This window comes from Pseudarthrobacter cellobiosi (genome assembly GCF_023913815.1).
Classification (GTDB): domain Bacteria; phylum Actinomycetota; class Actinomycetes; order Actinomycetales; family Micrococcaceae; genus Arthrobacter; species Arthrobacter cellobiosi.
Map to the genome: position 1 here is coordinate 1 of NZ_JAMXBK010000021.1, position 23269 is coordinate 23269.

25 protein-coding genes are annotated in these 23269 nt (G+C 64.2%); 7 read left to right on the top strand and 18 right to left on the bottom strand.

Annotation, left to right across the window (positions count from 1 at the left end; all coding sequences use genetic code 11):
* Nucleotides 1-116: 116 nt before the first annotated feature.
* Nucleotides 117-278: a hypothetical protein gene (locus tag NG701_RS06745; protein WP_252565599.1), complete on the top strand. Its 162-nt coding sequence runs from the start codon at nt 117-119 to the stop codon at nt 276-278.
* Nucleotides 266-478 (top strand): GyrI-like domain-containing protein, encoded by a 213-nt coding sequence (locus NG701_RS21350; protein WP_256472331.1) that lies wholly within the window; start codon nt 266-268, stop codon nt 476-478. The genes NG701_RS06745 and NG701_RS21350 overlap by 13 nt, the downstream gene beginning before the upstream one ends.
* Before the next feature lie 277 nt (nt 479-755).
* On the opposite strand, the gene NG701_RS06750 is transcribed toward NG701_RS21350, so the two are convergent.
* A complete protein-coding gene (locus NG701_RS06750) occupies nt 756-1526 on the bottom strand; it encodes a CPBP family intramembrane glutamic endopeptidase (RefSeq protein ID WP_252566128.1) in 771 nt (256 codons plus the stop codon).
* Nucleotides 1527-1779: 253 nt separating this feature from the next.
* Here NG701_RS06750 and NG701_RS06755 point away from each other — a divergent pair, with 253 nt between their 5' ends.
* A complete protein-coding gene (locus tag NG701_RS06755) occupies nt 1780-2250 on the top strand; it encodes a DUF4383 domain-containing protein (protein WP_252565602.1) in 471 nt (156 codons plus the stop codon).
* Nucleotides 2251-2401: 151 nt separating this feature from the next.
* Complete coding sequence (locus NG701_RS06760; RefSeq protein ID WP_252565605.1) at nt 2402-3931, top strand: FAD-dependent oxidoreductase; 1530 nt, start codon at nt 2402-2404, stop codon at nt 3929-3931.
* 7 nt (nt 3932-3938) lie between these two features.
* Here the strand turns inward: NG701_RS06760 and NG701_RS06765 are convergent, their stop codons facing one another.
* The 5 genes from NG701_RS06765 to NG701_RS06785 form a co-directional block, all read right to left on the bottom strand.
* Nucleotides 3939-4343, bottom strand: coding sequence for a hypothetical protein (locus NG701_RS06765; protein ID WP_252565607.1), 405 nt, complete (start codon nt 4341-4343; stop codon nt 3939-3941).
* On the bottom strand, nt 4340-4723 hold the full coding sequence (locus NG701_RS21135) for a cupredoxin domain-containing protein (RefSeq protein ID WP_252565609.1): 384 nt from the start codon (nt 4721-4723) through the stop codon (nt 4340-4342). Before NG701_RS21135 ends, NG701_RS06765 begins: the two co-directional genes overlap by 4 nt.
* A gap of 172 nt (nt 4724-4895) precedes the next feature.
* Entirely contained in the window at nt 4896-5174 is a 279-nt protein-coding gene (locus NG701_RS06775) for a type II toxin-antitoxin system RelE family toxin (protein WP_252565611.1), read from the bottom strand.
* Nucleotides 5171-5419: a type II toxin-antitoxin system Phd/YefM family antitoxin gene (locus NG701_RS06780; protein ID WP_252565613.1), complete on the bottom strand. Its 249-nt coding sequence runs from the start codon at nt 5417-5419 to the stop codon at nt 5171-5173. The genes NG701_RS06775 and NG701_RS06780 overlap by 4 nt, the downstream gene beginning before the upstream one ends.
* Nucleotides 5420-5524: 105 nt before the next feature.
* Nucleotides 5525-6262: a VOC family protein gene (locus tag NG701_RS06785; RefSeq protein WP_252565615.1), complete on the bottom strand. Its 738-nt coding sequence runs from the start codon at nt 6260-6262 to the stop codon at nt 5525-5527.
* Between the two features lie 191 nt (nt 6263-6453).
* Between NG701_RS06785 and NG701_RS06790 the strand changes: the two genes are divergently transcribed.
* Nucleotides 6454-7668, top strand: a complete 1215-nt coding sequence (locus tag NG701_RS06790; protein WP_252565617.1) for an aminotransferase class I/II-fold pyridoxal phosphate-dependent enzyme — start codon at nt 6454-6456, stop codon at nt 7666-7668.
* A 175-nt stretch (nt 7669-7843) separates the two neighbouring features.
* Here the strand turns inward: NG701_RS06790 and NG701_RS20950 are convergent, their stop codons facing one another.
* The 10 genes from NG701_RS20950 to NG701_RS06835 all read right to left on the bottom strand — a co-directional run bounded on the left by NG701_RS20950 (nt 7844) and on the right by NG701_RS06835 (nt 18066).
* Nucleotides 7844-7975 (bottom strand): hypothetical protein, encoded by a 132-nt coding sequence (locus NG701_RS20950; RefSeq protein ID WP_256472332.1) that lies wholly within the window; start codon nt 7973-7975, stop codon nt 7844-7846.
* 200 nt (nt 7976-8175) lie between these two features.
* On the bottom strand, nt 8176-9150 hold the full coding sequence (nrdF, locus tag NG701_RS06795; RefSeq protein ID WP_024368367.1) for a class 1b ribonucleoside-diphosphate reductase subunit beta: 975 nt from the start codon (nt 9148-9150) through the stop codon (nt 8176-8178).
* Between the two features lie 91 nt (nt 9151-9241).
* The gene (nrdE, locus tag NG701_RS06800; RefSeq protein ID WP_252566131.1) at nt 9242-11362 is read right to left on the bottom strand and encodes a class 1b ribonucleoside-diphosphate reductase subunit alpha; all 2121 of its coding nucleotides are present in this window, start codon (nt 11360-11362) and stop codon (nt 9242-9244) included.
* A gap of 65 nt (nt 11363-11427) precedes the next feature.
* Entirely contained in the window at nt 11428-11904 is a 477-nt protein-coding gene (nrdI, locus tag NG701_RS06805; protein ID WP_252565619.1) for a class Ib ribonucleoside-diphosphate reductase assembly flavoprotein NrdI, read from the bottom strand.
* A gap of 56 nt (nt 11905-11960) precedes the next feature.
* Nucleotides 11961-12206 carry a glutaredoxin-like protein NrdH gene (gene nrdH / locus NG701_RS06810; RefSeq protein ID WP_009356333.1) on the bottom strand — a complete coding sequence of 82 codons (246 nt, stop codon included), beginning with the start codon at nt 12204-12206 and terminating at the stop codon, nt 11961-11963.
* 290 nt (nt 12207-12496) lie between these two features.
* Nucleotides 12497-14083, bottom strand: a complete 1587-nt coding sequence (locus tag NG701_RS06815) for an AfsR/SARP family transcriptional regulator (RefSeq protein WP_252565622.1) — start codon at nt 14081-14083, stop codon at nt 12497-12499.
* A gap of 157 nt (nt 14084-14240) precedes the next feature.
* Entirely contained in the window at nt 14241-14540 is a 300-nt protein-coding gene (locus NG701_RS06820) for a hypothetical protein (RefSeq protein WP_252565625.1), read from the bottom strand.
* A gap of 51 nt (nt 14541-14591) precedes the next feature.
* A complete protein-coding gene (locus tag NG701_RS06825) occupies nt 14592-15965 on the bottom strand; it encodes a class I SAM-dependent methyltransferase (RefSeq protein ID WP_252565628.1) in 1374 nt (457 codons plus the stop codon).
* A complete protein-coding gene (locus NG701_RS06830; protein WP_252565631.1) occupies nt 15962-16693 on the bottom strand; it encodes a DUF1365 domain-containing protein in 732 nt (243 codons plus the stop codon). Before NG701_RS06830 ends, NG701_RS06825 begins: the two co-directional genes overlap by 4 nt.
* A complete protein-coding gene (locus NG701_RS06835; RefSeq protein ID WP_252565634.1) occupies nt 16690-18066 on the bottom strand; it encodes an NAD(P)/FAD-dependent oxidoreductase in 1377 nt (458 codons plus the stop codon). The genes NG701_RS06830 and NG701_RS06835 overlap by 4 nt, the downstream gene beginning before the upstream one ends.
* A gap of 186 nt (nt 18067-18252) precedes the next feature.
* Here NG701_RS06835 and NG701_RS06840 point away from each other — a divergent pair, with 186 nt between their 5' ends.
* Nucleotides 18253-19170, top strand: coding sequence for a LysR family transcriptional regulator (locus NG701_RS06840; RefSeq protein ID WP_252565636.1), 918 nt, complete (start codon nt 18253-18255; stop codon nt 19168-19170).
* Nucleotides 19171-19215: 45 nt separating this feature from the next.
* A complete protein-coding gene (locus tag NG701_RS06845) occupies nt 19216-19722 on the top strand; it encodes a DUF2004 domain-containing protein (protein WP_104060889.1) in 507 nt (168 codons plus the stop codon).
* Nucleotides 19723-19846: 124 nt separating this feature from the next.
* Here the strand turns inward: NG701_RS06845 and metE are convergent, their stop codons facing one another.
* Both metE and NG701_RS06855 read right to left on the bottom strand, forming a co-directional pair.
* Nucleotides 19847-22180, bottom strand: coding sequence for a 5-methyltetrahydropteroyltriglutamate--homocysteine S-methyltransferase (metE, locus tag NG701_RS06850; RefSeq protein WP_252565639.1), 2334 nt, complete (start codon nt 22178-22180; stop codon nt 19847-19849).
* Between the two features lie 56 nt (nt 22181-22236).
* On the bottom strand, nt 22237-23220 hold the full coding sequence (locus NG701_RS06855) for a methylenetetrahydrofolate reductase (protein ID WP_252565641.1): 984 nt from the start codon (nt 23218-23220) through the stop codon (nt 22237-22239).
* Nucleotides 23221-23269 lie beyond the last annotated feature (49 nt).

Genomic DNA, 23269 nt, shown 5'->3' on the forward strand with positions numbered 1-23269 from the left:
TGGCCACCATCGACCGCCACGTCAACGGCTACATCGACAACGCCCGAATGAAAAACGCTGCCTAAAACTCAAGATCAGTGTCAAAGTTTGGAACACCAAGGAACGCTAGAAAACAAATGGGCAAGCCCTTCGTGGAAGCACCGCCGGAAGGTTTGTGGTGGGCGGACGACATCCAGGACTTCATCCACGGAAACCGAGACAAACTGAACTGGCGGATGATGATCGTCTTTGAACCGGGCTGGCTGACGGCGGCGATGTTTGAAGGATGCCGTCGATAAGGCGAAAGCAAGCATGGGTGAACCGCCGGCCAGCCTGCGGAGCGAAAGCTTTCACGAAGGCCTGCGCCCAGATCATGCACGTGGGGCCGAACAGCGGGGAGGTGCCGACCCTTGCCAGGCTGCACAGTAAGTTCCTGCCCGCCCATAACCTGGTTCCAAACGGGAACCACCAGGAGATCTACCTGGACGACCCCAAGTGAGTGGCTTCGGGGAAGCTAAGGACTGTGCTGCGTCAGCCAGTACGTCCATCGGGATAGGCCCCGACACGCTCAACGACCAGCATCCCTTCGGCTGAGGATGTCATTCATAGCCGGGACGTAGCCTCGGCGTCGTGAACGTACTCGATCTGTCCCACCATGGCTTTACTGTGCTCACCAGGTACGACCGCTCCTGGTACAGCCGCTCCGGCGGGACCGCCGTCGGATAACTGGTGAAAGTGCCGCTTTCACAATTGGCTCTGATCCACGCAAGCAGGCCTCAATACCAGAAGATCGGCAGCCAGTCGCGGTTGTGCGCGTGCACGAGTGCGAGGAACAGCACGAAGTCGAAGACCAAGTGCACCGTCACAACATAGGTGAACGACTTGGTCAGCTTGAAGGTGTATCCCTGCAGCAGCGCGAACGGGAACGTCAGGAGCGGTCCCCAGGCCATGTAGCCGATCTCCCACAGGAAAGACGAGAAGACCACGGCCTGCAGGATGTTGGCGAGCCAGTCCGGGAAGTGCCGCCGCAGGAGCGTGAAGGTGGTGCAGATGAAGAACAGCTCGTCCCAAATTCCAACAGCGTTCACGCCGAGAAAAAGGCGCCAGAAGATGGTGGGGTCGGACGCGTCCGGCCAGTTCTGATACACCTCCGTGCGTATCAGGTACACAGGCAGGATCAGGTAGCCGAGTGCTACAACAGCGATCAGGTACAGCTTCGCTGACAAAGGCCATTTGCGGCCCGTGTTTACCGGAAATTTGATGATCTTCTCGCGGTAGACGAACCGCGACACCAGCCACGGCACCAGCACGGCCAACGCGAGGGCACCACCCATCAGGGTCATGTGCGGGATGCTCAAATCCGCGTTCAGCGGAACCAGGCTGATGATCACCATTCCCGCCGCAATCAGCGCGAGGTGCCGCACGAATTCGCGGTCGATCAGTGCGGCCGTGACCAGGCTCAAAACCAGCACGCTGTAGCCCACGAGGTCATTCTCGACGCCGAATAGCAACACCCCGGACGCCGAGAGCAGGACCGCTGGCACCAACTTCCAAGTGAGCGCGGTACGGGGTGGCTGCGTCGAGACTAAGGTCACAACACAAGCATGTCAGCGACTGCGGCTTCTGGGAAAGATGGCCGCGCCCGGTCAACGCCTGGGCGAGGCCCCCCAGGCTCTGTTTCCCCTGCCCACACACGGTTTTCCGGAGTACGATGTGGGCGTCGGCAGGATTCCTGCGACTCCTTGCCGCCAGGCCGGTTCTCCATCTGAAGAGCCGGCAGTTTGCGTGAAAGGGAGACCAATGACTACCGCTTCACACCCCGCTCAACACCACATGATGGGGTTGACGCTTCACAACACCGCCATAGGCACTGGTGCCGTTTTCCTGCTGGTTGGAGTCCTCGGGTTTATCCCGGGAATCACCACCAATTACGGCGCCATGACCTTTGCCGGACATGAGTCCGGGGCCATGCTGCTTGGAGTCTTCCAAGTGTCCATCCTGCACAACATCGTCCATCTGCTGTTTGGCGCGGCCGGCATTGCGATGGCCCGGACAAACTCGATGGCCCGCTGGTTCTTCCTTGGCGGCGGCGTTGTGTACCTGCTGCTGTGGATCTACGGCCTGGTCATCGACATGAACGCGGCCGCCAACTTCGTCCCGTTCAACACCGCCGACAATTGGCTGCACCTGGTTCTGGGCGTTGGCATGGTGGGCCTGGGCCTCTGGCTCGGCCGGGATGCCATGGAGAAGATGAAGGGAAGCCCTATGTAGCGCCTCCACGGTTCGTGGAAAACCGACGACGGCGGCCGTCCCCCGGGGCGTGAAATCCTCGGGACGGTCGCCGTGAGTCCCCTCGGCGTCGGCGGCTGCTGACGCAGCCCTAACACAGCCGAGCAGTACCGGGTGATCCTGAGGTGACGCAGTGAATGACGCATCGAACAGTGGACGGCCCGAAGGTGAACCGGTCTCCCTCTGGGTCGCTACCGCCGGAACCACCGATTATCCCGTCCTGCGCGGGGATCTGGAGGTGGACGTCGCGGTTATCGGGGCGGGCATCGCCGGGCTGACCGCCGCGTTGGCGCTCAAACGCACCGGCCAGACCGTCGCGGTCATCGACGCCGCCCGCGTCGGAACCGGCGTCACCGGCCACACCACCGGCAAGGTCACCTCCCTTCACCGCCTTGCCTACACGGACCTTGCACGCAAACACGGCGACGAAACCGCCCGCACGTACGGGCAGGCCAACCAGTCCGCAGTCGAACACGTCGCGCAGCTGGTGGCCGAGGAAGCCATCGACTGTGACTTCCGCCGCGTCGCCAACTACACCTACGCCGAAACCGATAACGCGCTCGACCTCGTGCGCGGCGAAGCCAACCTTGCGGCCCGGCTCGGCCTTCCCGCAGCCTTCACCACCGAGGTGCCGCTGCCCTTCCCGGTCAAGGGTGCGGCCCGATTCGATGGGCAGGCGCAAATCCATGCCGTGAAATACCTTCAGGGTCTGGCCCGCGTGGTCGATGGTGAGGGCAGCTTCGTCTTCGAGCAGACCCGGGCGGAGCGAATCCACGACGGCTCCCCGGCCGTCGTCGATACCGGACACGGCACCGTCCGGGCCCGCGACATCATCGTCGCCACGAATGTGCCGTTCAGCGGCCAGGGCCTCTTCTACCTGCGGTGTCATCCGCACCGTTCCTATCTTGTCGCCGGACGCGTGGACACCCCACCGCTGGACGCCACGTTCATCAGCGTCGACGAACCGATGCGGTCCATTCTGACCGCCAGCGTCAACGGTACAAGCTACGTGCTTACCGGCGGCGAAGGCCACCGCGTATCGGAGCCCGGCGACACGGCCGAGCGGTACAACAGACTCGCAGCCTTCGCCCACGACCGCCTCGGCGTGGACAAGGTCGCCTACCGCTGGTCAACACAGGACGGCATCCCGCTCGACGGGCTGCCCTACGCCGGTCTCATGTCCCCCACTGCCAAACACGTGTACGTGATCACCGGTCTGCGCAAATGGGGCCTGTCCAACGGAACCGCCGCCGCTCTCATTCTCACTGACACCCTCAGCGGCCGGGAGAACCCCTGGGCCTCGGTGTTCAACAGCAACCGGATTACCCCGGCAGCCAGCGCGCGACGGTTCATGAAGGAGAACATCAAGACCGTGGCAACTGTCCTGGCCGGCAAACTCCGCGGCCGGCCCGGCCACACGGAGCTGTCGCCGGGTGAGGGGACAGTCATGACAGTCAACGGCGAGAGCACGGCCGTCTACAAAGACGCGGACGGGCAGGTCCACGCCGTCTCCGCCACTTGTACCCATCTGGGCTGCACCGTCGGCTTCAACACCGCCGACGCCACCTGGGACTGCCCCTGCCACGGCTCGCGATTCAGCACCGACGGCACCGTCATCCAAGGGCCGGCCGCCAAAAACCTCCCACCCGCACCGATGCCCTGACGACCCACTATCCGCTGCCGGACCGTACCTTGGGCTTGGTACGCACCAGGCCCGCAGCGGCCAGTAGCGCTCCGGCTCCTTCAGCCACGGCGCTGAGCGACTTCTCAAAAAACCACACAGGCTCATACATGGCAGGGAAGGGTCCGAAGGCCGGGATATCCACATACCGGTACAACACCACGGCCACGAATGCGCTCAGGGCCACCACCAGGGCCAGGGCAAAGGAGGCTCTGCTGCCGCGGAACAGAACCCACAGCGCCGTCAGCACCGCCGCCGCCGATTCGAGATAGAACAAGTTGCCTTGTCCGATTCCGCCAGGTGAGGCCGCCTGGTAGCCGGGGGCCAGATAAATATGGACCCCGGCATCGATGAACAAAGCCAGTGCTGTCAGTACCCTCAGTGCCACGTTCATTTGACTATCAGCGTCCCGCGCATATTGGGGTGATACGTGCAAAAGTAGGGGTAGGACCCGGGTGCCGACGGCGCTGTGAACGTGGCCGTCCCGCCGCTTCCCCGCACATCCACGTCAAATGCCTGGCCCTGGTCCGCGGTGACGGTATGGCCCGCTGAATCCATGTTGGTGACCGTGACAATTGTGCCCGGCGCAACGGTCAGCGGCGCGCCATACTCGAAGTCCTTGATGGTGATAACTGGCGCTCCAGGGGTGACCGCTCCCGTCGTCGCTGTCCCCGGCCCGGGGGACGCCGCGGGACTTCCGGCGCCGGAGCCGCAACCGCCCAAAAGGAGCGCCGCCATCAGCAGCACTGTGGCCTTGGCCTGAATCGCTCTCACGGTGACCGTCCTCGACTCCGGAAACCAGGGCCGGCCAGGCCCGGCCTGTCCTTATTATTGTGCGCGCATCAGACGGAAATGGCGCCTGCGGTTCGGTGAAGGGCGGCCGACGGCGGTGCTGCCGCAGGCGGCGCCTGGCAGCCGCCGCAGCGACGGAGGCAGCCGAGCGGGACTAGCGAATAGCCGACAGCCTACTGCTGTAGACATCGCGCCGATGACCAACGGTGACAACAACCACCAGCAGCACATCGTCCTGGATTGTATAAATGATCCGATAGTCGCCAACCCGGACCCGAAATCCCGGACGTCCACGCAAGGCGATGGCCTTGGGCGGTCGCGGATCGGACCCGAGGAGTGCGATGGCGCCGTGGATACGATCGCGGTCGTTCGGATGGATCTGTCTGAGGGCCCGAAGGGCCGCAGGGCGCAGCTCAATCCGATAGCTGGTCATACCCAGCCAAGATCGACTTTCACCTGGGCCCAGGGGATATTTTCGCCCTCTTCGGCCATCGCCTCGTCGAACGCTGCGATATCTTCGACTTCTTCCAAGGCGTCGAGCATCTGCTCGTAGCGCTCCGGGGACACGAGAACGGCTGCCCTTCGCCCCCGGCGCTCAATGAATACCGGCTCCGATTCAGCCACTCTGACGAGTTCCGGCAGATGGGAACGCGCGTCGGTGATGTTGATGGTGGACATTCTTCAAATGTACACCTGTGGTCACCAAGCGTACATGTAAGCCCTTGGGTCGCCGCCTTCGACCAGACGGACAGCGCTTCGAATCTGGCTGTCAGTGACCCGGCGTCAGCCCGGGGTGAGGACGCAGAACTCGTTACCCTCAGTGTCGGCGAGGCATACCCATGGCACATCGCCCTGGCGGACGTCGGCGCCCGTGGCGCCCAGCGCCCGCAGCCTGGCCACTTCTGCCGCTTGATCATCACCCGGGTACGGCATCACGTCGAGATGGACACGGTTCCACACCGTCTCCACGCCAGACGTGCGAAGTAATTCCAGATACGGCCCGACGCCCTTGGCCGAACGCAGCCTCGCATGGTCGTCGTTCACCTCGTGCACGGTCCAGTCCGTGGCCTCGCCCCAGAACCGGGCCAGGGCCCGCGGATCCGCGCAGTTGACCACCACCGTGGCAATCGGCCCGGTGTCCCGGTAGATCGGTCGCGGCTCCAGCACACAGAACACATTGCCCTCCGGGTCGGCTAGGACTGTCCACGGCACATCACCCTGGCCCACATCCGCGAGCGTCGCACCGAGCTCCAACAGCCGCGCGACCAGCTCCGCGTGATGGGCCGCAGAGGTGGTGGCCAGATCGAGGTGCGCGCGGTACTTCACTGTCTCGGGGTCCGGGACGGTGACGACATCGATGCAGACGGCGGCGGGGTCCGGCCAGGCAAAGCCCACGGGCTCAACATTTGTCACTCCGGGTCCCTCGCTGGAAACACCCCAGCCGAGCGCCTCCGCCCAAAACCGGCCGAGGGCCGAGTCATCCCGAGCCTTGAAATTCACCTGAACAAGTCGCAGCGCCATAGCACCCGACCCTATACCCACGTAAATACCCGACACCGGAGGCACGCCCTTGCCCGGGCCATTATCGCGGAGTCTTTACTCCAATGCGTCGTCGAGTCAACAATGGCTCTTACAACGGCCTCCGCTGGCTTGGCAGCGCGCCGCCCAACCGACTGCCGCCCCACCGGGCTGCCCTACACAGGAGCGCTGACATGAACGATCCGACAGCCACATCCCAGACAACCTCGGCGGTATCTGATCGCGCCGCCCGGCTGGCGTCGATCCCCTCCTTTCAGCGGGTTAGCGCCTACATCCGGGAGTACAGTGCCCGCGGGACCGGGCAGGTGCCGGGCTGCGACTTCACCTTCGGCAATCCGCACCAGATGCCGGCTGACCGCTACGTCAATACGCTGCGGGACGCGCTGACTCCTCAGAATGATCAGTGGTTCGCCTACCAGACCAACGGCGAAGCCGCCCGGGAAGCAGCCGCTCAATCCCTTCACAGGCTGCTGGATGTGCCCTTCCGGACGGAGGATATTTACCTCACCACCGGTGGCTTCGCCGCCATCGCCCTTGCGCTGAAGACCGTCGCAGATCCCGGCGACGAGATCATTTACAGCCTGCCGCCCTGGTTCCTATACGAGCCGCTGATCCTTGAAGCCGGGCTCGTACCGGTGAAGGTGAAAATCAACACAACCACGTTCGACCTGGACCTCGATGCGATCGAGGCCGCCATCACGGAACGCACCCGGGCCGTGATCGTCAACTCGCCCAACAATCCCACGGGGCGGATTTATCCACCCGAATTACTGGTCCGGCTGGCCGAACTGCTGGAGGCGGCCTCGGCCAGGCTTAGACGGCGGATCTACCTAATCTCGGACGAGGCCTACAACCGGATCGTGTTCGACGGCTTGCGATTCCACAGCCCTGTGGAGTTCTACCCGCACACGCTTCTGGCCTACTCCTACGGCAAGACCCATCTCTCCCCAGGCCAGCGCGTCGGCTACCTGGCGTTGCCGCCCACCATGCCGCAGCGGGATGAGATGGAACCGGCTATCACTGGCCTGCAGGTGGCGATGGGCTGGGTGTATCCGAACGCCCTGCTGCAGCACGCGCTTCCCGAACTGGAGAAGTTCACCATCGACGTCGGCCAGTTGCAGCGGCGCCGGGACCGTCTCGTCGATGTGCTCGGCGGCATGGGGTACCGCGTCCGGCGGCCGGAAGGCACGTTCTACCTGTATGTCACGTCCCCCATTTCGGACGATGAGGCGTTCACCAACTCACTTGCCCGCCGGGATGTCTTCGTGTTGCCGGGCGTGCTGTTCGAGACGCCAGGCTTCTTCCGGATCTCCCTGACAGCCAACGAGGACATGATCGAACGCAGTTTGCCGGCGTTCGAAGCGGCGATGAGGGAAAGCAGCCCGTGATTCAATCACGTCGCCGCCCCGGGCGCCATGTCGAACGCGACACACCCTCGGACTGGTCGCCCGGCAGGACGTCACCGGAGCCCAGCTGGTTGTCGGCAAACATGCTGAGGTCAGCTTTGCGGCCGCTTTCATCTTTGGCTGAGAAGTAGAAGGGATTCGAGCTAGCCTTCCCCGCCTAGGTCTCCCACAGTACGTCCAGGAGCAGGTAGGTTCCGTTCTTCGGCGTTGACGCAAACGCAGTCGTGGTCACCGTGTCCGTCCGCACGGCGGAGACGATCGTGATTCTGGCGACGTTGCCGTTATGCATTTCACGGTGAAGGGTGTCCCCACCGCCGGTCCCGTGGGAGCCGCCGGTGCGGGGCGGCCGATGGCGGTGTCAGCGCGGAGGCGCAGATGCGGGCCTCGCGAACAAGCAAACGTTAGCCTGACCGGAGAGCGCGAAGGGTCCCGCACGTATCAGCGTGGGGGACCCTCCTCATATGGGCTCAACAACCAACAGGGGGTGGACTAGAAGTCCCAGTCGTCGTCCTCTGTGTTCACCGCTTTGCCGATGACGTACGACGAACCGGACCCGGAGAAGAAGTCGTGGTTCTCGTCGGCGTTCGGGGACAGGGCCGAGAGGATGGCCGGGTTCACGTCGGTGACGGAAGCCGGGAACATGGCCTCGTAGCCCAGGTTCATCAGTGCTTTGTTGGCGTTGTAGTGCAGGAACTTCTTGACGTCCTCGGCCAGGCCAACGGAATCGTAGAGGTCGTGAGTGTACTGGACCTCGTTCTCGTACAGCTCGAAGAGCAGTTCGAACGTGTAGTCCTTGATCTCCTGCTTGCGCTCCTCGGAGAGGCCCTCAAGGCCCTTCTGGAACTTGTAGCCGATGTAGTAGCCGTGGACGGCTTCGTCGCGGATGATCAGGCGGATCAGGTCGGCCGTGTTCGTCAGCTTGGCCCGTGAGGACCAGTACATGGGCAAGTAGAAGCCCGAGTAGAACAGGAAGGACTCCAGCAGCGTGGAGGCCACCTTGCGCTTCAGCGGATCGTCGCCCTGGTAGTAGTCCATGACGATCTGGGCCTTCTTCTGAAGGTTCACGTTCTCAGTAGACCAGCGGAATGCCTCGTCAATCTCCTTGGTGGAGGCCAGCGTGGAGAAGATCGAGGAGTAGCTCTTGGCGTGCACAGACTCCATGAACGCGATGTTCGTGTAGACGGCTTCCTCGTGCGGGGTGATAGCGTCCGGAATCAGCGAGACGGCGCCGACGGTGCCCTGGATGGTGTCCAGCAGGGTCAGGCCGGTGAACACGCGCATGGTGAGCTGCTGCTCGTCGGGGGTCAGCGTGGCCCACGACTGGACGTCGTTGGACAGCGGGATCTTCTCCGGCAGCCAGAAGTTGTTGACCAGACGGTTCCAGACGTCTACGTCCTTATCGTCCTGGATGCGGTTCCAGTTGATCGCTTCGACGTGGCTAAGCAGCTTGACCTTCTCGGTCATGTCATCCCCTAAAAGTTGGGTTATTCTTTGAAGTTAAGCGTACGATGGCGGGCGGGCGCCCGCCGTCGTACCGTCCAGATTTAGTTGAAGATTAAAGCATGCAGCTGACGCAGTTGTCCACCTCAGTTCCCTCCAGTGCGAGCTGGCGGAGACGGATGTAGTAGATGGTCTTGATGCCCTTCTTCCAGGCGTAGATCTGGGCCCGGTTGATATCGCGCGTGGTGGCAGTGTCCTTGAAGAACAGCGTCAGGGACAGGCCCTGGTCCACGTGCTGGGTGGCGGCGGCGTAGGTGTCGATGACCTTCTCGTAGCCGAGCTCGTACGCGTCCTGGTAGTACTCCAGGTTGTCGTTCGTCAGGTACGGCGCCGGGTAGTACACGCGGCCCAGCTTGCCTTCCTTGCGGATCTCGATCTTGGACGCCACCGGGTGGATCGAGGAGGTGGAGTTGTTGATGTAGGAGATCGAGCCCGTCGGCGGGACGGCCTGCAGGTTCTGGTTGTAGATGCCGTGCTCCATAACGGAGGCCTTCAGCTCCCGCCAGTCATCCTGGGTGGGGATGTGGATGTTCTTGAACAGCTCCGCAACCTTCTCGGTCTGCGGCACCCACTCCTGCTCCGTGTACTTGTCGAAGAACTCGCCCGAGGCGTACTTGGACTTCTCGAAGCCGCCGAAGGTCTGTCCGGTCTCGATGGACAGCAGGTTGGAGGCGCGGACCGCGTGGTACACCACCGAGTAGAAGTAGATATTGGTAAAGTCCAGGCCCTCTTCGGAACCGTAGTGGACCCGCTCGCGGGCCAGGTAGCCGTGCAGGTTCATCTGGCCCAGGCCGATGGCGTGGGACTGGTCGTTGCCGCGGGCGATCGAGGGCACCGAGGTGATGTTGGACATGTCCGAGACCGCCGAGAGGGACCGGATGGCCGTCTCGATGGTCAGGCCGAAGTCCGGGCTGTCCATCGCCTTGGCGATGTTCAGCGAACCCAGGTTGCAGGAAATGTCCTTGCCGGTCTCATCGTAGGACAGGTCATCGTGGTACGTGGTGGGCTGCGAAACCTGGAGAATCTCCGAGCACAGGTTGGACATGATGATTTTGCCGTCGATCGGGTTTTCCCGGTTCACGGTGTCCTCGAACATGATGTACGGGTAGCCGGATTCGAACTGGATCTCGGCGAGGGTCTGGAAGAACTCGCGCGCCTTGATCTTGGTCTTCTTGATCCGGGAATCGTCCACCATCTCGTAGTACTTCTCGGTGACCGAGACGTCGGAGAACGGCATGCCGTAGACGCGTTCGACGTCGTACGGGGAGAACAGGTACATGTCCTCGTCCTTTTTGGCCAGCTCGAACGTGATGTCCGGGATGACAACGCCCAGCGAGAGGGTCTTGATGCGGATCTTCTCATCCGCGTTCTCGCGCTTGGTGTCCAGGAAGCGGTAGATATCCGGGTGGTGCGCATGCAGGTACACGGCGCCGGCACCCTGGCGGGCACCGAGCTGGTTGGCGTAGGAGAAGCTGTCCTCGAGGAGCTTCATCACGGGGATAACGCCGGAGGACTGGTTCTCGATCTGCTTGATCGGGGCGCCGACTTCGCGGATGTTGGTCAGCGCGAACGCCACACCGCCGCCGCGCTTGGACAGCTGCAGCGCCGAGTTGATGGACCGGCCGATCGATTCCATGTTGTCTTCGATGCGGAGCAGGAAGCAGGAGACCAGCTCGCCGCGCTGCTTCTTGCCGGCGTTCAGGAACGTGGGCGTGGCCGGCTGGAAGCGGCCTTCGATGATCTCGTCCACCATCTGCAGGGCGAGCTTCTCGTCACCGCGGGCCAGGTGCAGGGCCACCATGCAGACGCGGTCCTCGTAGCGCTCCAGGAATCGATTGCCGTCGAACGTCTTCAGCGTGTAGGACGTGTAGAACTTGAACGCGCCCAGGAAGGTTTCGAAACGGAACTTCTTCTTGTACGCGCGGTTGTAGAGCTCGCGGATGAAGTTCATCGTGTACTGGTCAAGGGTTTCGCGCTCGTAGTACTGGTTCTTCACCAGGTAGTCGAGCTTCTCTTCCAGGTCATGGAAAAAGACGGTGTTGTTGTTCACGTGCTGCAGGAAGTACTGGTGCGCAGCCTCGCGGTCGGCCTCGAACTGAATCTCTCCGTTGGGGCCGTACAGGTTCAGCATGGCGTTGAGCTCGTGATAGCCCAGCCCCTTATAGGCAGCCGGCATCTCGGGCTTTTCGACGGCGGCACTCCGCTTTTCGGCAGCGGCGGTGCCCTGGCCTTCGGCCCTGGTTACTTCTGTTTCTGCGACAGTCGTGTCCAAAACGTGTCCAATCCATTGTGTACGCGGGCAACGTCTTCTGGCGTGCCCATAAGTTCAAATCTGTAAAGCCTGGGGACCTTGCATTTGGCGGCAATGATGTCCGCGGCCATGCAGTAGTTGTCCCCGAAGTTTGTGTTGCCTGCACCGATAACCCCGCGGATCAGTTGCCTGTTCTGCGGGTCATTCAGAAAGCGGATCACCTGCTTGGGCACGGAGCCCTCTCCCCCGGTGCCCCCATAGGTCGGCACTACCAGCACGTATGGCCGGGTGGCGAGAAGGGGTGCATCCTTTGCATGGAGCGGGATCCGTGCCCGCTCGCGTCCGAGTTTCGCGACGAAGCGGCTGGTGTTCTCGGAAGTGGAGGAAAAATAGATGAGCTGACTCTGCGTGGTGACAGGCTGCAACCGGGCCACTTGTTGGGTCCCGGCCGCTGTCAGTACTGCCACGGGAGTCACCTCATGTGTTTGTCGAAACTTTGCCGGCTGGCGGGAAATGAAGGGCCTTAGGCCACGGAGGAAACGGCAGACAGCGCCAGTTCCTCGATCTTGTCCGGGCGGAAGCCTGACCAGTGGTCCTGGTCCGTGACTACAACAGGTGCCTGCATGTAGCCCAGCGCCTTCAGGCGCTCGAGGGCATCGGCGTCCTGGGAGATGTCAACGCTCTGGTAAGTGATGCCCTTTTTGTCCAGCGCACGGTAGGTTGCGTTGCACTGCACACACGCAGGTTTGGTGTAAACCGTAACGGTCATGGTCCTGTCCCCTTTTATCGAAATCTTCGCTCGTCTTTGTCCCGCCCAAGCTAGTACGTCGATACTACATGTAGTGCAGACGGCTCTTCGGAACCCCAAGATGATGTATTACAAGTATGTCATTTAATGCACTTTTAATCCACAGGCAAGCGCCCTCAAAATGTCCGGAATCCCGCCATTTTTGCGGACGTAATCCACACCCTGTGGAGTACTTAGCCACAATTAACCCCCCAGCGTGTCGCGTGTTTGGCGGCGTGTCGCGCGTGGCTCGAACAGGCCAAACCGGAGTCTTAGCTCCGTACCGTGGGCAGCGACGCCAAGAGGCCCATGGCGCGGTCGAGCAGGTCATCCATGCTTCCCCGGGCCGCTCCGGCCACAGCCTGCCTCGCCACGGCATCCGCACGGACCGTGTCCCCGGACTCCAGCGCCGCGCTGGCCTCTGCCAGGAGGATCTCAACCTGTACCCAGGCGTACGAATCAGTGACCCGGCTGCAGAGGATCCCCGCGTTCTTCATCCACTCCAGTGCAGTATCGGCGTTGCCTTCCAGCAAATGCGTGAGCCCGATGGTCTTCGCAGCAAGGCCTTCCCAGCAGGGGTCCTGCAGCTGGCGTGCGAGCGCGAAGGTTGCCTCCGCCTGCTCCCGGACCACCCCGGGCCGTTCTCCATCGGACAGACGGGCATGGGCCAGCCACGCTTCCGGCCAGGGCCGGAATGCCGTCCAGCGTTCGCGGCGGGCCAGTTCGCAGGATTGCCGGGCCCATTCTCCGGCCTCGTCCACGCGGCCCAGGAGAAACAGGCTTCGTGCCCCCAGTCCCAGGTTCCAGGCTTCACGTCTGACGGAACCGGCACTCCGGCTCAGCTCGACGGCGGCAGCGAACTGGTCGGCACCTGCTTCAAGCTTGCCCCAGTCGCTGAGGTTCATGGCTTCAAACCCGGCGATCGCCGCGTCGAGGGACGGATCCCCGGTTGCCAGCCCGCGGGCAGTTTCCAGGTATCCGGCGGCACTGGCCCGCCGTCCGGCGAGGATGTCAACATATGCCAGCTCCGACAGCGCCTTTGCCGCTACCGGCTCCGCGCCGGCGGCAGACGCCAGGTCTACGGCGGCGGCAAGAATGATGGAGCCTTCGTCGTCGTAGCCTCGAATTGAGTGGACGAGCGCCGCGCCGAGCTCGGTCAGGCAGCGGCTCAGCAGTTCCTTGTCGCCGGATAACTCGGCTGCGGCGGACGCTCCGCGCAGGCATTCGATCCCGGCGTCGGCAGCGCCGGCTGACAGGGCGGCAAGCCCGGCCTCGCACAGGGACTGGGCGGACGCGCGGGCTGAAACACCGGGTACCGGCGCCGCGACGGCGGGCCGTGCGGCCGCGCGGAGGGCCGCGGTGGGCCTTGTTCCGAGCTCGGCGGCGAACATTGCTTCGCTGGCGTCGGCCTGCCGGAGGGCAGCGTCCACATCACCGGATGAGGCCAGCGCCTTGACCAGCAGGATGTGCGGCCCTTCTTCGAAGGGCGCCCGTGCCACCATGGCCCGGGAAAGTTCCACGGCCCGGGCGGACTGCCGGGCAGAAAGCGCCCGAAGAGCGGCCTGCCTCAGGGCGCTGAGCACCTCACTGTCCACCCTCTGGCGCTCCACCAGGAGCCAGGACTCAAACCCTGGCGATCCCTTGACGTCGATCCCTTCCAGGAAGTGCCCTTCGGGAATCTCCGTTTCCAGCACGCCCCGCGAGAGTTCGGCCACGTCCACAGCTGTATCCGGACCGAGCCCGTGCGAGACAGGGTTGCCCCGGAAAGCTTCGGCCAGGCCCGTTTTCCGACGCAGTTCAGCCAGCGTCCACCGCAGTGCCCCCATGGGATCGTCGGCGTCAGAAAACAGCTCATCCACGAGAACCTGGCGGGAAACCGGCCCCGATGACCGGACCAGCCTCCCCAATACGGCCCAGCTCTTGTGGCCTCTGGGCCCGGGAATCGGCTGGCCGTCGCGTTCAAGACCCAATCTGCCGATCAACCGAAGGCGCAGCACAAGCACAATGTAGCAACGCTCAGGCAGCCAGCACCAGAGCGGGTGCCGGATTGAGCTGCGCCAGGAGTTCAGCCTGGGCGGGCGCACCCAACTCACGCACCAACACACCGTGAACGATGCCAAATGCCCGCAGCCGGGCTACCTCCGAACCGTCCCAGTCATTGAGCGCGGCCGCCGCGCCCGGCGCAAACGGCTGGACCGCGGATGCCATCATCTCCAGGGTCCGGCGATCCCTCTGGGTGCCCTCAGCCACGATACGGTCGGCTGTGAGGGTGATGAAGGTATTCAGTTCTGCTGTGGTGTTCCAATTAGTTTCCATAACTGGAGTTTCCAGCGCCGGCGTGTGACCGTGCGTGTGACCACCTGAAAATTAAAGCTGAGCCTCCCTGCGGTCCAGCACAATCTGCTGCACGTCCAGGTAGCCGGACTGGAAACCCGCCCGTGAATAGCACAGGTAGAACAGCCACATCCGCTGGAACACGGCGTCGAACCCCAGCCCGCCCACCTCCAGTGAGCGGTCCATGAACCGCCCCTCCCAGAGGCGCAGGGTCGCGGCGTAGTGATCGCCCAGGCCCATCCGTTCCCGCACGCGGAGTGTGGTGTGCTGCTGGGTCACGCTTTCGATGGCCCGCACTGAGGGAAGGAAGCCACCGGGGAAAATGTACTTGTGCACCCAGGTGTACGCGTTGCGGGTAGCCAGCATGCGGCCGTGCGGCATGGTGATGGCTTGGATGGCCACCTTCCCACCCGGGGCCAGCACGCGGTCGATGGTCTGGAAGTAGATGGGCCAGTACTCATAACCAACCGCCTCGACCATTTCCACTGACACAACAGCGTCGAATTCGCCCTCCACTGCCCGGTAGTCCTGCAGCGCCACGGTCACCCGGTCTGCGTAGCCGGCGGCCGCAATCCTTTCCTGCGCCAGCGCCCGCTGCTCGCTGGAGAGCGTCACGCTGTAGACAGTGGCACCCCGGGCTGCTGCCCGGAGGGCCAGCTCACCCCAGCCGGTGCCGATCTCCAGCAGCCGCGTGCCGGATCCGACGCCGGCCTTGTCCAGCAGCCTGTCGATCTTGGCTTGCTGGGCTTTCGCCAAGGCATCCCACGGGACCGAATCCAGTGCACCGTCGCTCAGCGGGAAAAGCGCCGAGGAGTAGCTCATGGTGGTGTCCAGGAAGTTGGAGAAGAGCTCGTTGGAGAGGTCGTAGTGCCGCGAGATGTTGCTGCGGGTGTTGTGCTCTTCATTGCGTTCCTGCCGCGGCGTCCGCGGCAGGTACAGGGTCCGCAGCCTCTGCAGCGGCGCAGGGATCAGCGTGTCCACGGACGCGGCGAAGACCTCCAGCACACCGGCGAGGTCTGACGCTTCCCAGTCCCCCGCCATAAAAGACTCGCCCAGCCCGATCAGGCCGTTGTCACCGATCCGCACTTCGAACGCTGCCGGCCTGAGCATGGTCATCACCGGCGCGTCCGGGCCGCCGGCGCCCAGCACCGAACCGTCCGGGTAGGCAATGCGCAGGGGCAGCCGACGTACGGCCGCCTTGAACAACAGGCCGGCGGCCTTGCCCGCCACCCGCGCCTTAGTGCCCGACGGCGCGTGGGCAACGCCGGGCCACACTTCCGGATCGATGGTGGCCGGCGACGCCGGTACCCCGGCAGCGGTCCTTTCCGTCACCGGGTGCCGTGCGGCTGACTTCGCGGCGGAGACCTCCGCAGTCGCGGCTGTTCCGTTTTCATCGGTCATGGTCATTGGACTGCCTCCTGTGAGGGGTGATGTGGTTTCTTGATGACTGGCAGGCGTCGCGCCCAGAGTTTGATGCCCTGGATCCGGATCAGTGCCGATACCAGCAGCGGCGCGGCCGGGACGGCAACGGCCGCTGCCAGGATGTTCCTGACGGTGCCGGGGCGCCGTTCCCCGTCCATAGTTGCGGCGAACGGCCGCTGCCCTTCCCGCTCCAGGACGATGGAGACGGACAGCCGTTGCTCCGGTGCGGGCAGCTTCATCCGGTAGTGCCCGTCAACGTCATTGAACGGTGACACGTAGAAGGCCTTGGGCACGCTGGCCCGGCCGGAAGGATCCGTTTCCAGGAGGTAGCAGTGGCGTTCGCCGTAGGTGTTGTGGACCTCGGCGATGACACACTGCAGCTCCCCGGACATCCGGTAGCACCAGAAGAGGGTGAGCGGGTTGAAGACGTGGCCGAAGACCCGGGCGCTGGTCAGCATCCGGATGGTCCCGCCGTCGGGCTCTATCCCCCGGGTCCGCAGGAACCGTTCCACGTTGCTGCGGATGGTGGCGTCGGGATCGCCCAGGTGGTCGGCGGCCCGGAAGACAGCCAGCGGCCGCATGAGCCGGGGCAGAACGGGGAGCCGGTCCACGTCCACAAACCAGCTGTAGCTCCGGTAGGTGAAAGCATTCTTCAGCGGGCTCTGGCGCACGTGGGAAATGGACGTGCGGTAGATGGCTGCGGTTGAGCTCATGCGCGCTCCGAGGCTGGGAGCAGTTCGGGCTCGGGCGCCTGAGTCGAGGGCCCGTCCCAGGTGCGTCCCAGGCTCGCGGCGGCACGGACACCTGCCAGGGCGCCGTCCTCATGGAACCCCCAGCCCAGGTAGGCGCCGGCGTAGGCGATGCGGTCATCGCTCAGTGCCGCAATGCGCTGCTGTGCCCGCAGTGATTCGGGGGTGTACTGGGGGTGTTCGTAGACCAAATGTTCCAGGACCCGTGCCTCCGCGATGAGCTCGGACTCCCCCAGGCTCACCAGGTACGGCTGGCCATCGGCTGGCTCCAGGCGCTGCAGCCGGGTGAGGTCGTAGCTGACCAGCACCTTATCCGGGCGGGCTTCGCAGTCCGGGAGCCGGTAGTTCCAGGACGCCCTGGCATTGTCCGCGGCGGGCAGGACGGCCGGGTCGCGGTGGAAAACGGTGTGGTTGACGGAGTACGGCATCTGGCCGAGGGCTTCTTTTTCGGCCGGCGTGGCGTCTGGGAGGATGCTCAGGGCCTGAGCCGGATGTGTGGCAATGACCACTGCCTCGAAGTCATCGACTCCCTGATCGGTGTCCACTTCCACACCCAGGGCGTGCCGCCGGATACCGGTGACGGGGGTGCCGAGCCGGATGTCAGGGAGCGTCGCGGCGAGTTTCTCCACGTACCTCCCCGAACCGCCGGTGACGGTCCGCCACTGCGGCGAACCCTTGACGCCCAGCATTCCGTGGTGGCCCAGGAACGTGAAGAGGTAGCGCGCCGGATAGGACAGCGCAGTGGTGGGATCGCATGACCAGACTGCGCTGACCACCGGCGTCATGAAATGGGAGATGAAGTACTGGCTGAAGCGTTCCTTTGCCAGGAATTCACCGAGGGTGAGCTCCGCGCCGCCCGCACCAGGGCCGGCGTCGGACGCCGGAGCCGACTCAATCAGCGCCCGGGCCCTGCGGTAGAACCGCATGATCTCCAGCAGCATCAGCAGGTAGCGTCCGCGCAGCAGGCTGGACGGGCGGGCGATGATCCCGCGACCGCCCCCACGGGCCCCGGCGTATTCCAGGCCACAGCCGTCACAGCGGACGGACATACTCATTTCGGAGTCCTGCGTCTCCACGCCCAGCTCGGCGAACAACCGCAGCAGGGTGGGATAGGTTCGCTCGTTGTGGACGATGAAGCCGGTGTCGATGCCGAGGACGGATCCATCGGGCTGCGTGACATTGTGGGTGTGGGCATGGCCGCCCAGCCTGCTGTCCGCCTCGAAAAGGGTGACGTTGTCTTGCCGGTTCAGGACATAAGCGGCCGTCAGGCCGGCCACTCCGCTGCCCACGACCGCGATGCGCCGTCCCTGCGGCTTGAAGGTCGAGTTCCCTGCCAAAGACACTGTTCTGCTCCCCTGCTCGGACTGCATGTGCGCTTGCTCGGTGCAAACTCTATAGGGGCAGTTCGACGCCGTGGGGCCGGTGGATGACTGAGTTTGCCGTAAATCTTTGTGCCACAATGAAGCGGGCCTCCCAGAACCGGCGCAACGCGGTACCCAGGCGGCCCTGACCGAAGGACAGCGTTGGTAAATCCCGTTCATCTGAAGACTCTCCTCGAAGTTACCCGGCTGGGATCCTTCGCGGCCGCAGCGGCACGCCTGGGGTACACGGCGTCGGCGGTCTCGCAGCAGATGTCCGCCCTGGAACGGGAAACGGGCGTGGTCCTGTTCCAGCGCTCGGCCCGCAGCGTGGTCCCCACGGAAGCGGCGGTGGTGATGACCCGGCACGCCGCGAAGGTGCTGACGGACATCGAAGCCCTGATGGCGGCAGCCTCCAAAACACACAGCAGCACCAGCCAGGAACTGCGGCTGGGAATCTTTCCCAGCCTGGCCACCTACGTCCTCCCGCGCATCCTGAAGAATCCGGCGTGGAAGGACCTGGGGATCGACCTCAAAGTGTCGGTGGCCGAGCCGGCCCAGACCATCCAGGGACTACGCACCGGCGGAGAGCTCGATGTGGCGTTGGTCTTCCAGGTGGGCCAGTCCGGGCTCGCCTGGCCGCACACCATCAACCGGCAGTGGATCGGCGACGACAACTTCCGTGTGGTGCTGCCCGCGGGCTGGGGATTCCGCACGGACGCCAAGGTGGCGGCGGACCATCTGTCCGAGCTGCCCTGGATCATGCACCACCCCGGGAGCCCCGATGCCGTGGTGATCGAACGGCTCTTTGCCAGCTGCAACCTGCATCCGCGCGTGGTGGCCCACAGCGACGATTTCCATGCCAGCCTCGAAATGGCGGCCGCCGGACTGGGCGCTGCGCTGGTGCCCGAGCTCGCATTGCGGAACCGGCCGGCCGGCGTTGTAGTGCTGGACGTTCCCGAGATCCGGCTGGCCCGGAACGTGTTTGCACTGCTCATCAACGAGAAGAAGACCGCCCGGGTGCAGCTGTTTGTGGACCTGCTCGCCGAGACGATGGCCGCTGCGGGGTCCTCAGGCAATTAGCCCGGAATGCTGGAAAGCGCAGCACTTGGGGTCTATGTTGAAGGTATGAACAGGGTAGCGAGCCAGCACTTTGGAGAAATCGAGCTCAACCACGGCAGGGATCACAACATCGCCGCCAAACATGAGCTGGGTGGCCAGGTACTGGAACTCGACCTGAACATCAACGCACACGACCACTTTGACGAAGCGGCCATGCACAAGGTGGACTACCGGCTGCGGTTCCTCCCCGAGCTGGTGGATGAGGTCAGGCAGATGATCGCCGACGAACTGGAGCAGGAAGGCACCAGCCCCCAGGAATACCTTCACTTCCACTGCAGCGCCCTCAAGGACGAGCACCTGCAGAAAGTCTTCGGCGTGGAGGAACGCAGCCAGCTCACCAACGACGTCTTCCTCAAAGCGCTCAAACTCGGCCACGTGGGCATTTTCCCCGGCCAGCCCGAGCGCTACTTTGTTATGGACTTCACCCTGGGCTCACACTTCACGGACGAGGTCCTGGTGGTAGCCGCCGACGAAGACGGCGTGGTGGACGACGAAATCCTCTGGGAGTCCTGAATCGATTGCTCCACAAGGGCCCTATTGAGCCCTGAAAAGGGCAGTTACGCAGCAATCGATGGTTAAAGTACGACGGCGGCCGGTCACCTTTCGGTGACCGGCCGCCGTCGTTAATGCGGGTGGGCTACTTCGCGGACTCCAGCAGGCCGGCGCGGACCGTCTTGGTGGCCTTGACCAGGTTGCGCAGGGACTCTTCGGTCTCGGCGTAGCCGCGGGTCTTCAGGCCGCAGTCCGGGTTGACCCAGAGCTGGCGGGACGGGACGTGCTTGACGGCGGTGGCCAGGAGTTCGGTGACCTCGGCTTCGCCCGGAACACGCGGCGAGTGGATGTCGTAGACGCCCGGACCAACGCCGCGGCCGAAGCCGTGGGACTCGAGGTCGTGAACAACCTCCATGCGCGACCGTGCCGCTTCGATGGACGTGACGTCTGCGTCGAGGCCGTCAATGGCGTCGATGATCACGCCGAACTCCGAGTAGCAGAGGTGGGTGTGGATCTGCGTGGCGTCGGCCGCACCGGCGGTGGCCAGGCGGAAGGAATCCACTGACCACTTCAGGTAGGTGGCGTGGTCTGCCTTGCGCAGCGGCAGGAGCTCGCGCAGCGCGGGCTCGTCCACCTGGATGACCTTGATGCCGGCAGCCTCGAGGTCCGCGATTTCGTCGCGGAGGGCCAGGCCAACCTGGTTGGCGGTCTCGCCCAGTGGCTGGTCATCGCGGACGAAGGACCAGGCCAGGATGGTGACCGGACCCGTGAGCATGCCCTTCATCGGCTTGCTGGTCAGCGACTGGGCGTACTCGGCCCAGGCCACCGTGATGGGGGCGCTGCGGGTGACGTCGCCCCAGAGGATGGACGGGCGGGTGCAGCGTGAGCCGTAGGACTGGACCCAGCCATGGACCGTGACGTCGAAGCCTTCGAGGTTCTCGGCGAAGTACTGGACCATGTCGTTGCGCTCAGGCTCGCCATGCACCAGGACGTCGTAGCCGAGCTCTTCCTGCAGCTCAACAACGCGCTTGATCTCGTCCTTCATGAGCTGCTCGTACTGCTCGTTGGTAAGGTCACCCTTGTTGTTGCGGGCTCGCGCCGAGCGGATCTCGGACGTCTGCGGGAAGGAGCCGATGGTGGTGGTGGGCAGCGGCGGGAGGTGCAGGGCCTCTTCCTGGGCGGCTTCCCGTACTGCGTAGGCGGAGCGGCTGAAGTCCGCTGCGGTCAGGGCCTCGGTGCGGGCCCTGACGTCGTCGCGGCGGACGCCTTCGGCGATGGCGCGGGCTGCGATGACGGCGGATGCCTCGTCGATGGCAGCCTTGGCGGAGGCCGGGTCGGCCAAGTAGGACGCGAGGGTCTTGACTTCCACGGCCTTCTGGTCGGCGAACGCGAGCCAGCTGCGCAGGTCCTCGGAGAGCTGGCCTTCTTCGGTGACGTCGTGCGGGACGTGCTGGGTGGAGGTGGAGGTGCTGACGGCGATCCGGCCGGCGGCAGCCTTCAGTTCGTCCAGCTTGGCGGCGGCGACGGCCAGGTCGTTGCGCCAGATGTTGTGGCCGTCAACGACGCCGGCAACCAGGGTCTTGTTGCCGAGGCCGGCCAGGGCCGCTGCGGACGGGACCGCGCCCTTGAAGGCGTCGATGTGCAGGGCGTCGATGTTGGTGGCGGCAAGTGTGCCCAGCTGGCCATCGAGGGCGCCGTACGGGGTGGAGACGAGGATCTGCGGGCGGTTGGCCGCACCGGAGAGGACTTCGTAAGTGCGGGCAACGGCTGCTTCGATTTCGGCGGCCGGGGTGTCCTGGTCAACAACCAGGGCGGGCTCGTCCAGCTGGATCCAGCTGGCGCCTGCGGCGGCGAGCTTATCGAGCAGCTGCACGTAGACCGGCAGGACGTCTTCGAGGCGGGACAGCGGAGCGAAGCCTGCCTGGGCTTCATCCGAAGCCTTGGAGAGCAGCAAGTAGGTGACCGGGCCAACGATGTACGGGCGGGTCTCGATCCCGTTGGCCAGGGCGAACTCGAATTCCTCAACGATGCGGTTGGAGGCGAGGGTGAACTCGGTCTCCGGGCCAATCTCCGGAACGAGGTAGTGGTAGTTCGTGTCGAACCACTTGGTCATTTCCAGCGGCTGCTGGTCCTTGTTGCCACGGGCCAGGGTGAAGTAGCCGTCGATGTCAAGCTGGCCTTCGGCGTTGAGGAGCTTGCCGAAGCGGGCCGGGACAGCGCCGAGGTGGGCGGTGGCGTCCAGGACCTGGTCGTAGTAGGAGAACGTGCCCGGAACAGCGGCGGCTTCGGTGAGGCCCAGTTCCTGCAGGCGCTTGGCGATGGTCAGCTGGATGCCCTTGGCGGCGGCGTCCAGGGCATCAGCGTCGATCTTGCCGGCCCAGTAGGCTTCGATGGCCTTCTTGAGCTCGCGGCGGCGGCCGATGCGCGGGTAGCCGAGGAGTGACGCGGCCGGGAACGGGGTGGTGTTCTGTTCAGTCATGGGAGATTCCTTGAGTGTTAGTGGAAACTGTGAATGGTCTGGCGGATGTTGGAAGGTCAGCTGGCGAGCTGGCGCTGGGCTGAGGCGTCGGCACGGACAGCGGCGCTGCGGCGGCCAACTGAACGGGACTGGCGCGGAAGTGCCAGTTTGTCCAGCACCTCCAGCGCGCTCTGGTGTTCGTTGAAGGTGTAGATGTGGATGCCCGGCGCTCCGGCCTCGAGGGCCGCGTTGGCCAGGTCCACCGTGGCCCGGACACCGATCCGGAGTCGTTCGCCGTCGCTGTCCGCGGCGGCCAGGCGGGCGAGGAGTTCCGGTGCCGGTTCAACGCCGGTCAGTTCCCCGAGCCGTGTGACCCGGCGCAGGCTGGTGAGCGGCATAACGCCCGGGATGATGGGGATGGTGACCCCTGCCCGGCGTGCGCGGCTGATGAGGTTCGCGTATTGCTCGGTATGGAAGAAGACCTGGGTGATGGCAAAGTCGGCGCCGGAGCGCTGCTTGGCGAGCAGCACCTCGACGTCGTGGGCTTCACTGGGTGATTCCGGGTGCCGGGTGGGGTACGCGGCGACGCCCACGGCGATCTTGCCTGCACACAGCAGGGCCGACCGCCGCTGTTCAACCCGCCGGATAAGTTCGATCAGGTCCTGCGCATACCGCAGTGACCCTGCGGCGAGCGGTGCACCGTCCTTCGGCTGGTCGCCCCGGAGGGCCAGGATGCCCCGGACGCCGGTGTCCAGGAGGTCGCCGATAATCTCCGCCAGTTCCTCCGGCGTGTTGCCCACGCAGGTGAGGTGGGCGAGGGGCCGGAGCGTGGTTTCCAGGAGGAGCCTGTTGATGAGTTCGACGGCGGTGTCCCGGTTCGAGCCACTGGCACCGTAAGTGACGGAGACATAGTCCGGCTCGGTGGTTTCCAGTTCCCGGATGGTGGTCCAGAGCGACTCGGCCGCGGCCGGCGAGCGGGGCGGGAAGAGCTCGTACGAGAGCGCCACGGGGGCAGTCTCGGTGAGGTTCGGATGCGTTTCAATAAGGCTTGGCGGTGACATTTGCGTCCTTGGCTTTGGGCCATTGCCGGCTACCGGTCAGCAAATGTGA

Bases quoted from the DNA above. Each gene is read 5' to 3' on its own strand.
- NG701_RS06785 (WP_252565615.1), bottom strand. From the start codon at position 6,262: ATGGCGCTGCGACTTGTTCAGGTGAATTTCAAGGCTCGGGATGACTCG.
- metE (WP_252565639.1), bottom strand. From the start codon at position 22,180: ATGACTGAACAGAACACCACCCCGTTCCCGGCCGCGTCACTCCTCGGC.
- NG701_RS20950 (WP_256472332.1), bottom strand. From the start codon at position 7,975: ATGCATAACGGCAACGTCGCCAGAATCACGATCGTCTCCGCCGTGCGG.
- NG701_RS06790 (WP_252565617.1), top strand. From the start codon at position 6,454: ATGAACGATCCGACAGCCACATCCCAGACAACCTCGGCGGTATCTGAT.
- NG701_RS06820 (WP_252565625.1), bottom strand. From the start codon at position 14,540: ATGGAAACTAATTGGAACACCACAGCAGAACTGAATACCTTCATCACC.
- NG701_RS06775 (WP_252565611.1), bottom strand. From the start codon at position 5,174: ATGACCAGCTATCGGATTGAGCTGCGCCCTGCGGCCCTTCGGGCCCTC.
- NG701_RS06845 (WP_104060889.1), top strand. From the start codon at position 19,216: ATGAACAGGGTAGCGAGCCAGCACTTTGGAGAAATCGAGCTCAACCAC.
- NG701_RS06765 (WP_252565607.1), bottom strand. From the start codon at position 4,343: ATGAACGTGGCACTGAGGGTACTGACAGCACTGGCTTTGTTCATCGAT.
- NG701_RS06745 (WP_252565599.1), top strand. From the start codon at position 117: ATGGGCAAGCCCTTCGTGGAAGCACCGCCGGAAGGTTTGTGGTGGGCG.
- NG701_RS06825 (WP_252565628.1), bottom strand. From the start codon at position 15,965: ATGACCATGACCGATGAAAACGGAACAGCCGCGACTGCGGAGGTCTCC.
- NG701_RS06755 (WP_252565602.1), top strand. From the start codon at position 1,780: ATGACTACCGCTTCACACCCCGCTCAACACCACATGATGGGGTTGACG.
- NG701_RS06830 (WP_252565631.1), bottom strand. From the start codon at position 16,693: ATGAGCTCAACCGCAGCCATCTACCGCACGTCCATTTCCCACGTGCGC.
- NG701_RS06855 (WP_252565641.1), bottom strand. From the start codon at position 23,220: ATGTCACCGCCAAGCCTTATTGAAACGCATCCGAACCTCACCGAGACT.
- nrdF (WP_024368367.1), bottom strand. From the start codon at position 9,150: ATGACCGAGAAGGTCAAGCTGCTTAGCCACGTCGAAGCGATCAACTGG.
- NG701_RS21350 (WP_256472331.1), top strand. From the start codon at position 266: ATGCCGTCGATAAGGCGAAAGCAAGCATGGGTGAACCGCCGGCCAGCC.
- nrdH (WP_009356333.1), bottom strand. From the start codon at position 12,206: ATGACCGTTACGGTTTACACCAAACCTGCGTGTGTGCAGTGCAACGCA.
- nrdE (WP_252566131.1), bottom strand. From the start codon at position 11,362: ATGCCGGCTGCCTATAAGGGGCTGGGCTATCACGAGCTCAACGCCATG.
- NG701_RS06780 (WP_252565613.1), bottom strand. From the start codon at position 5,419: ATGTCCACCATCAACATCACCGACGCGCGTTCCCATCTGCCGGAACTC.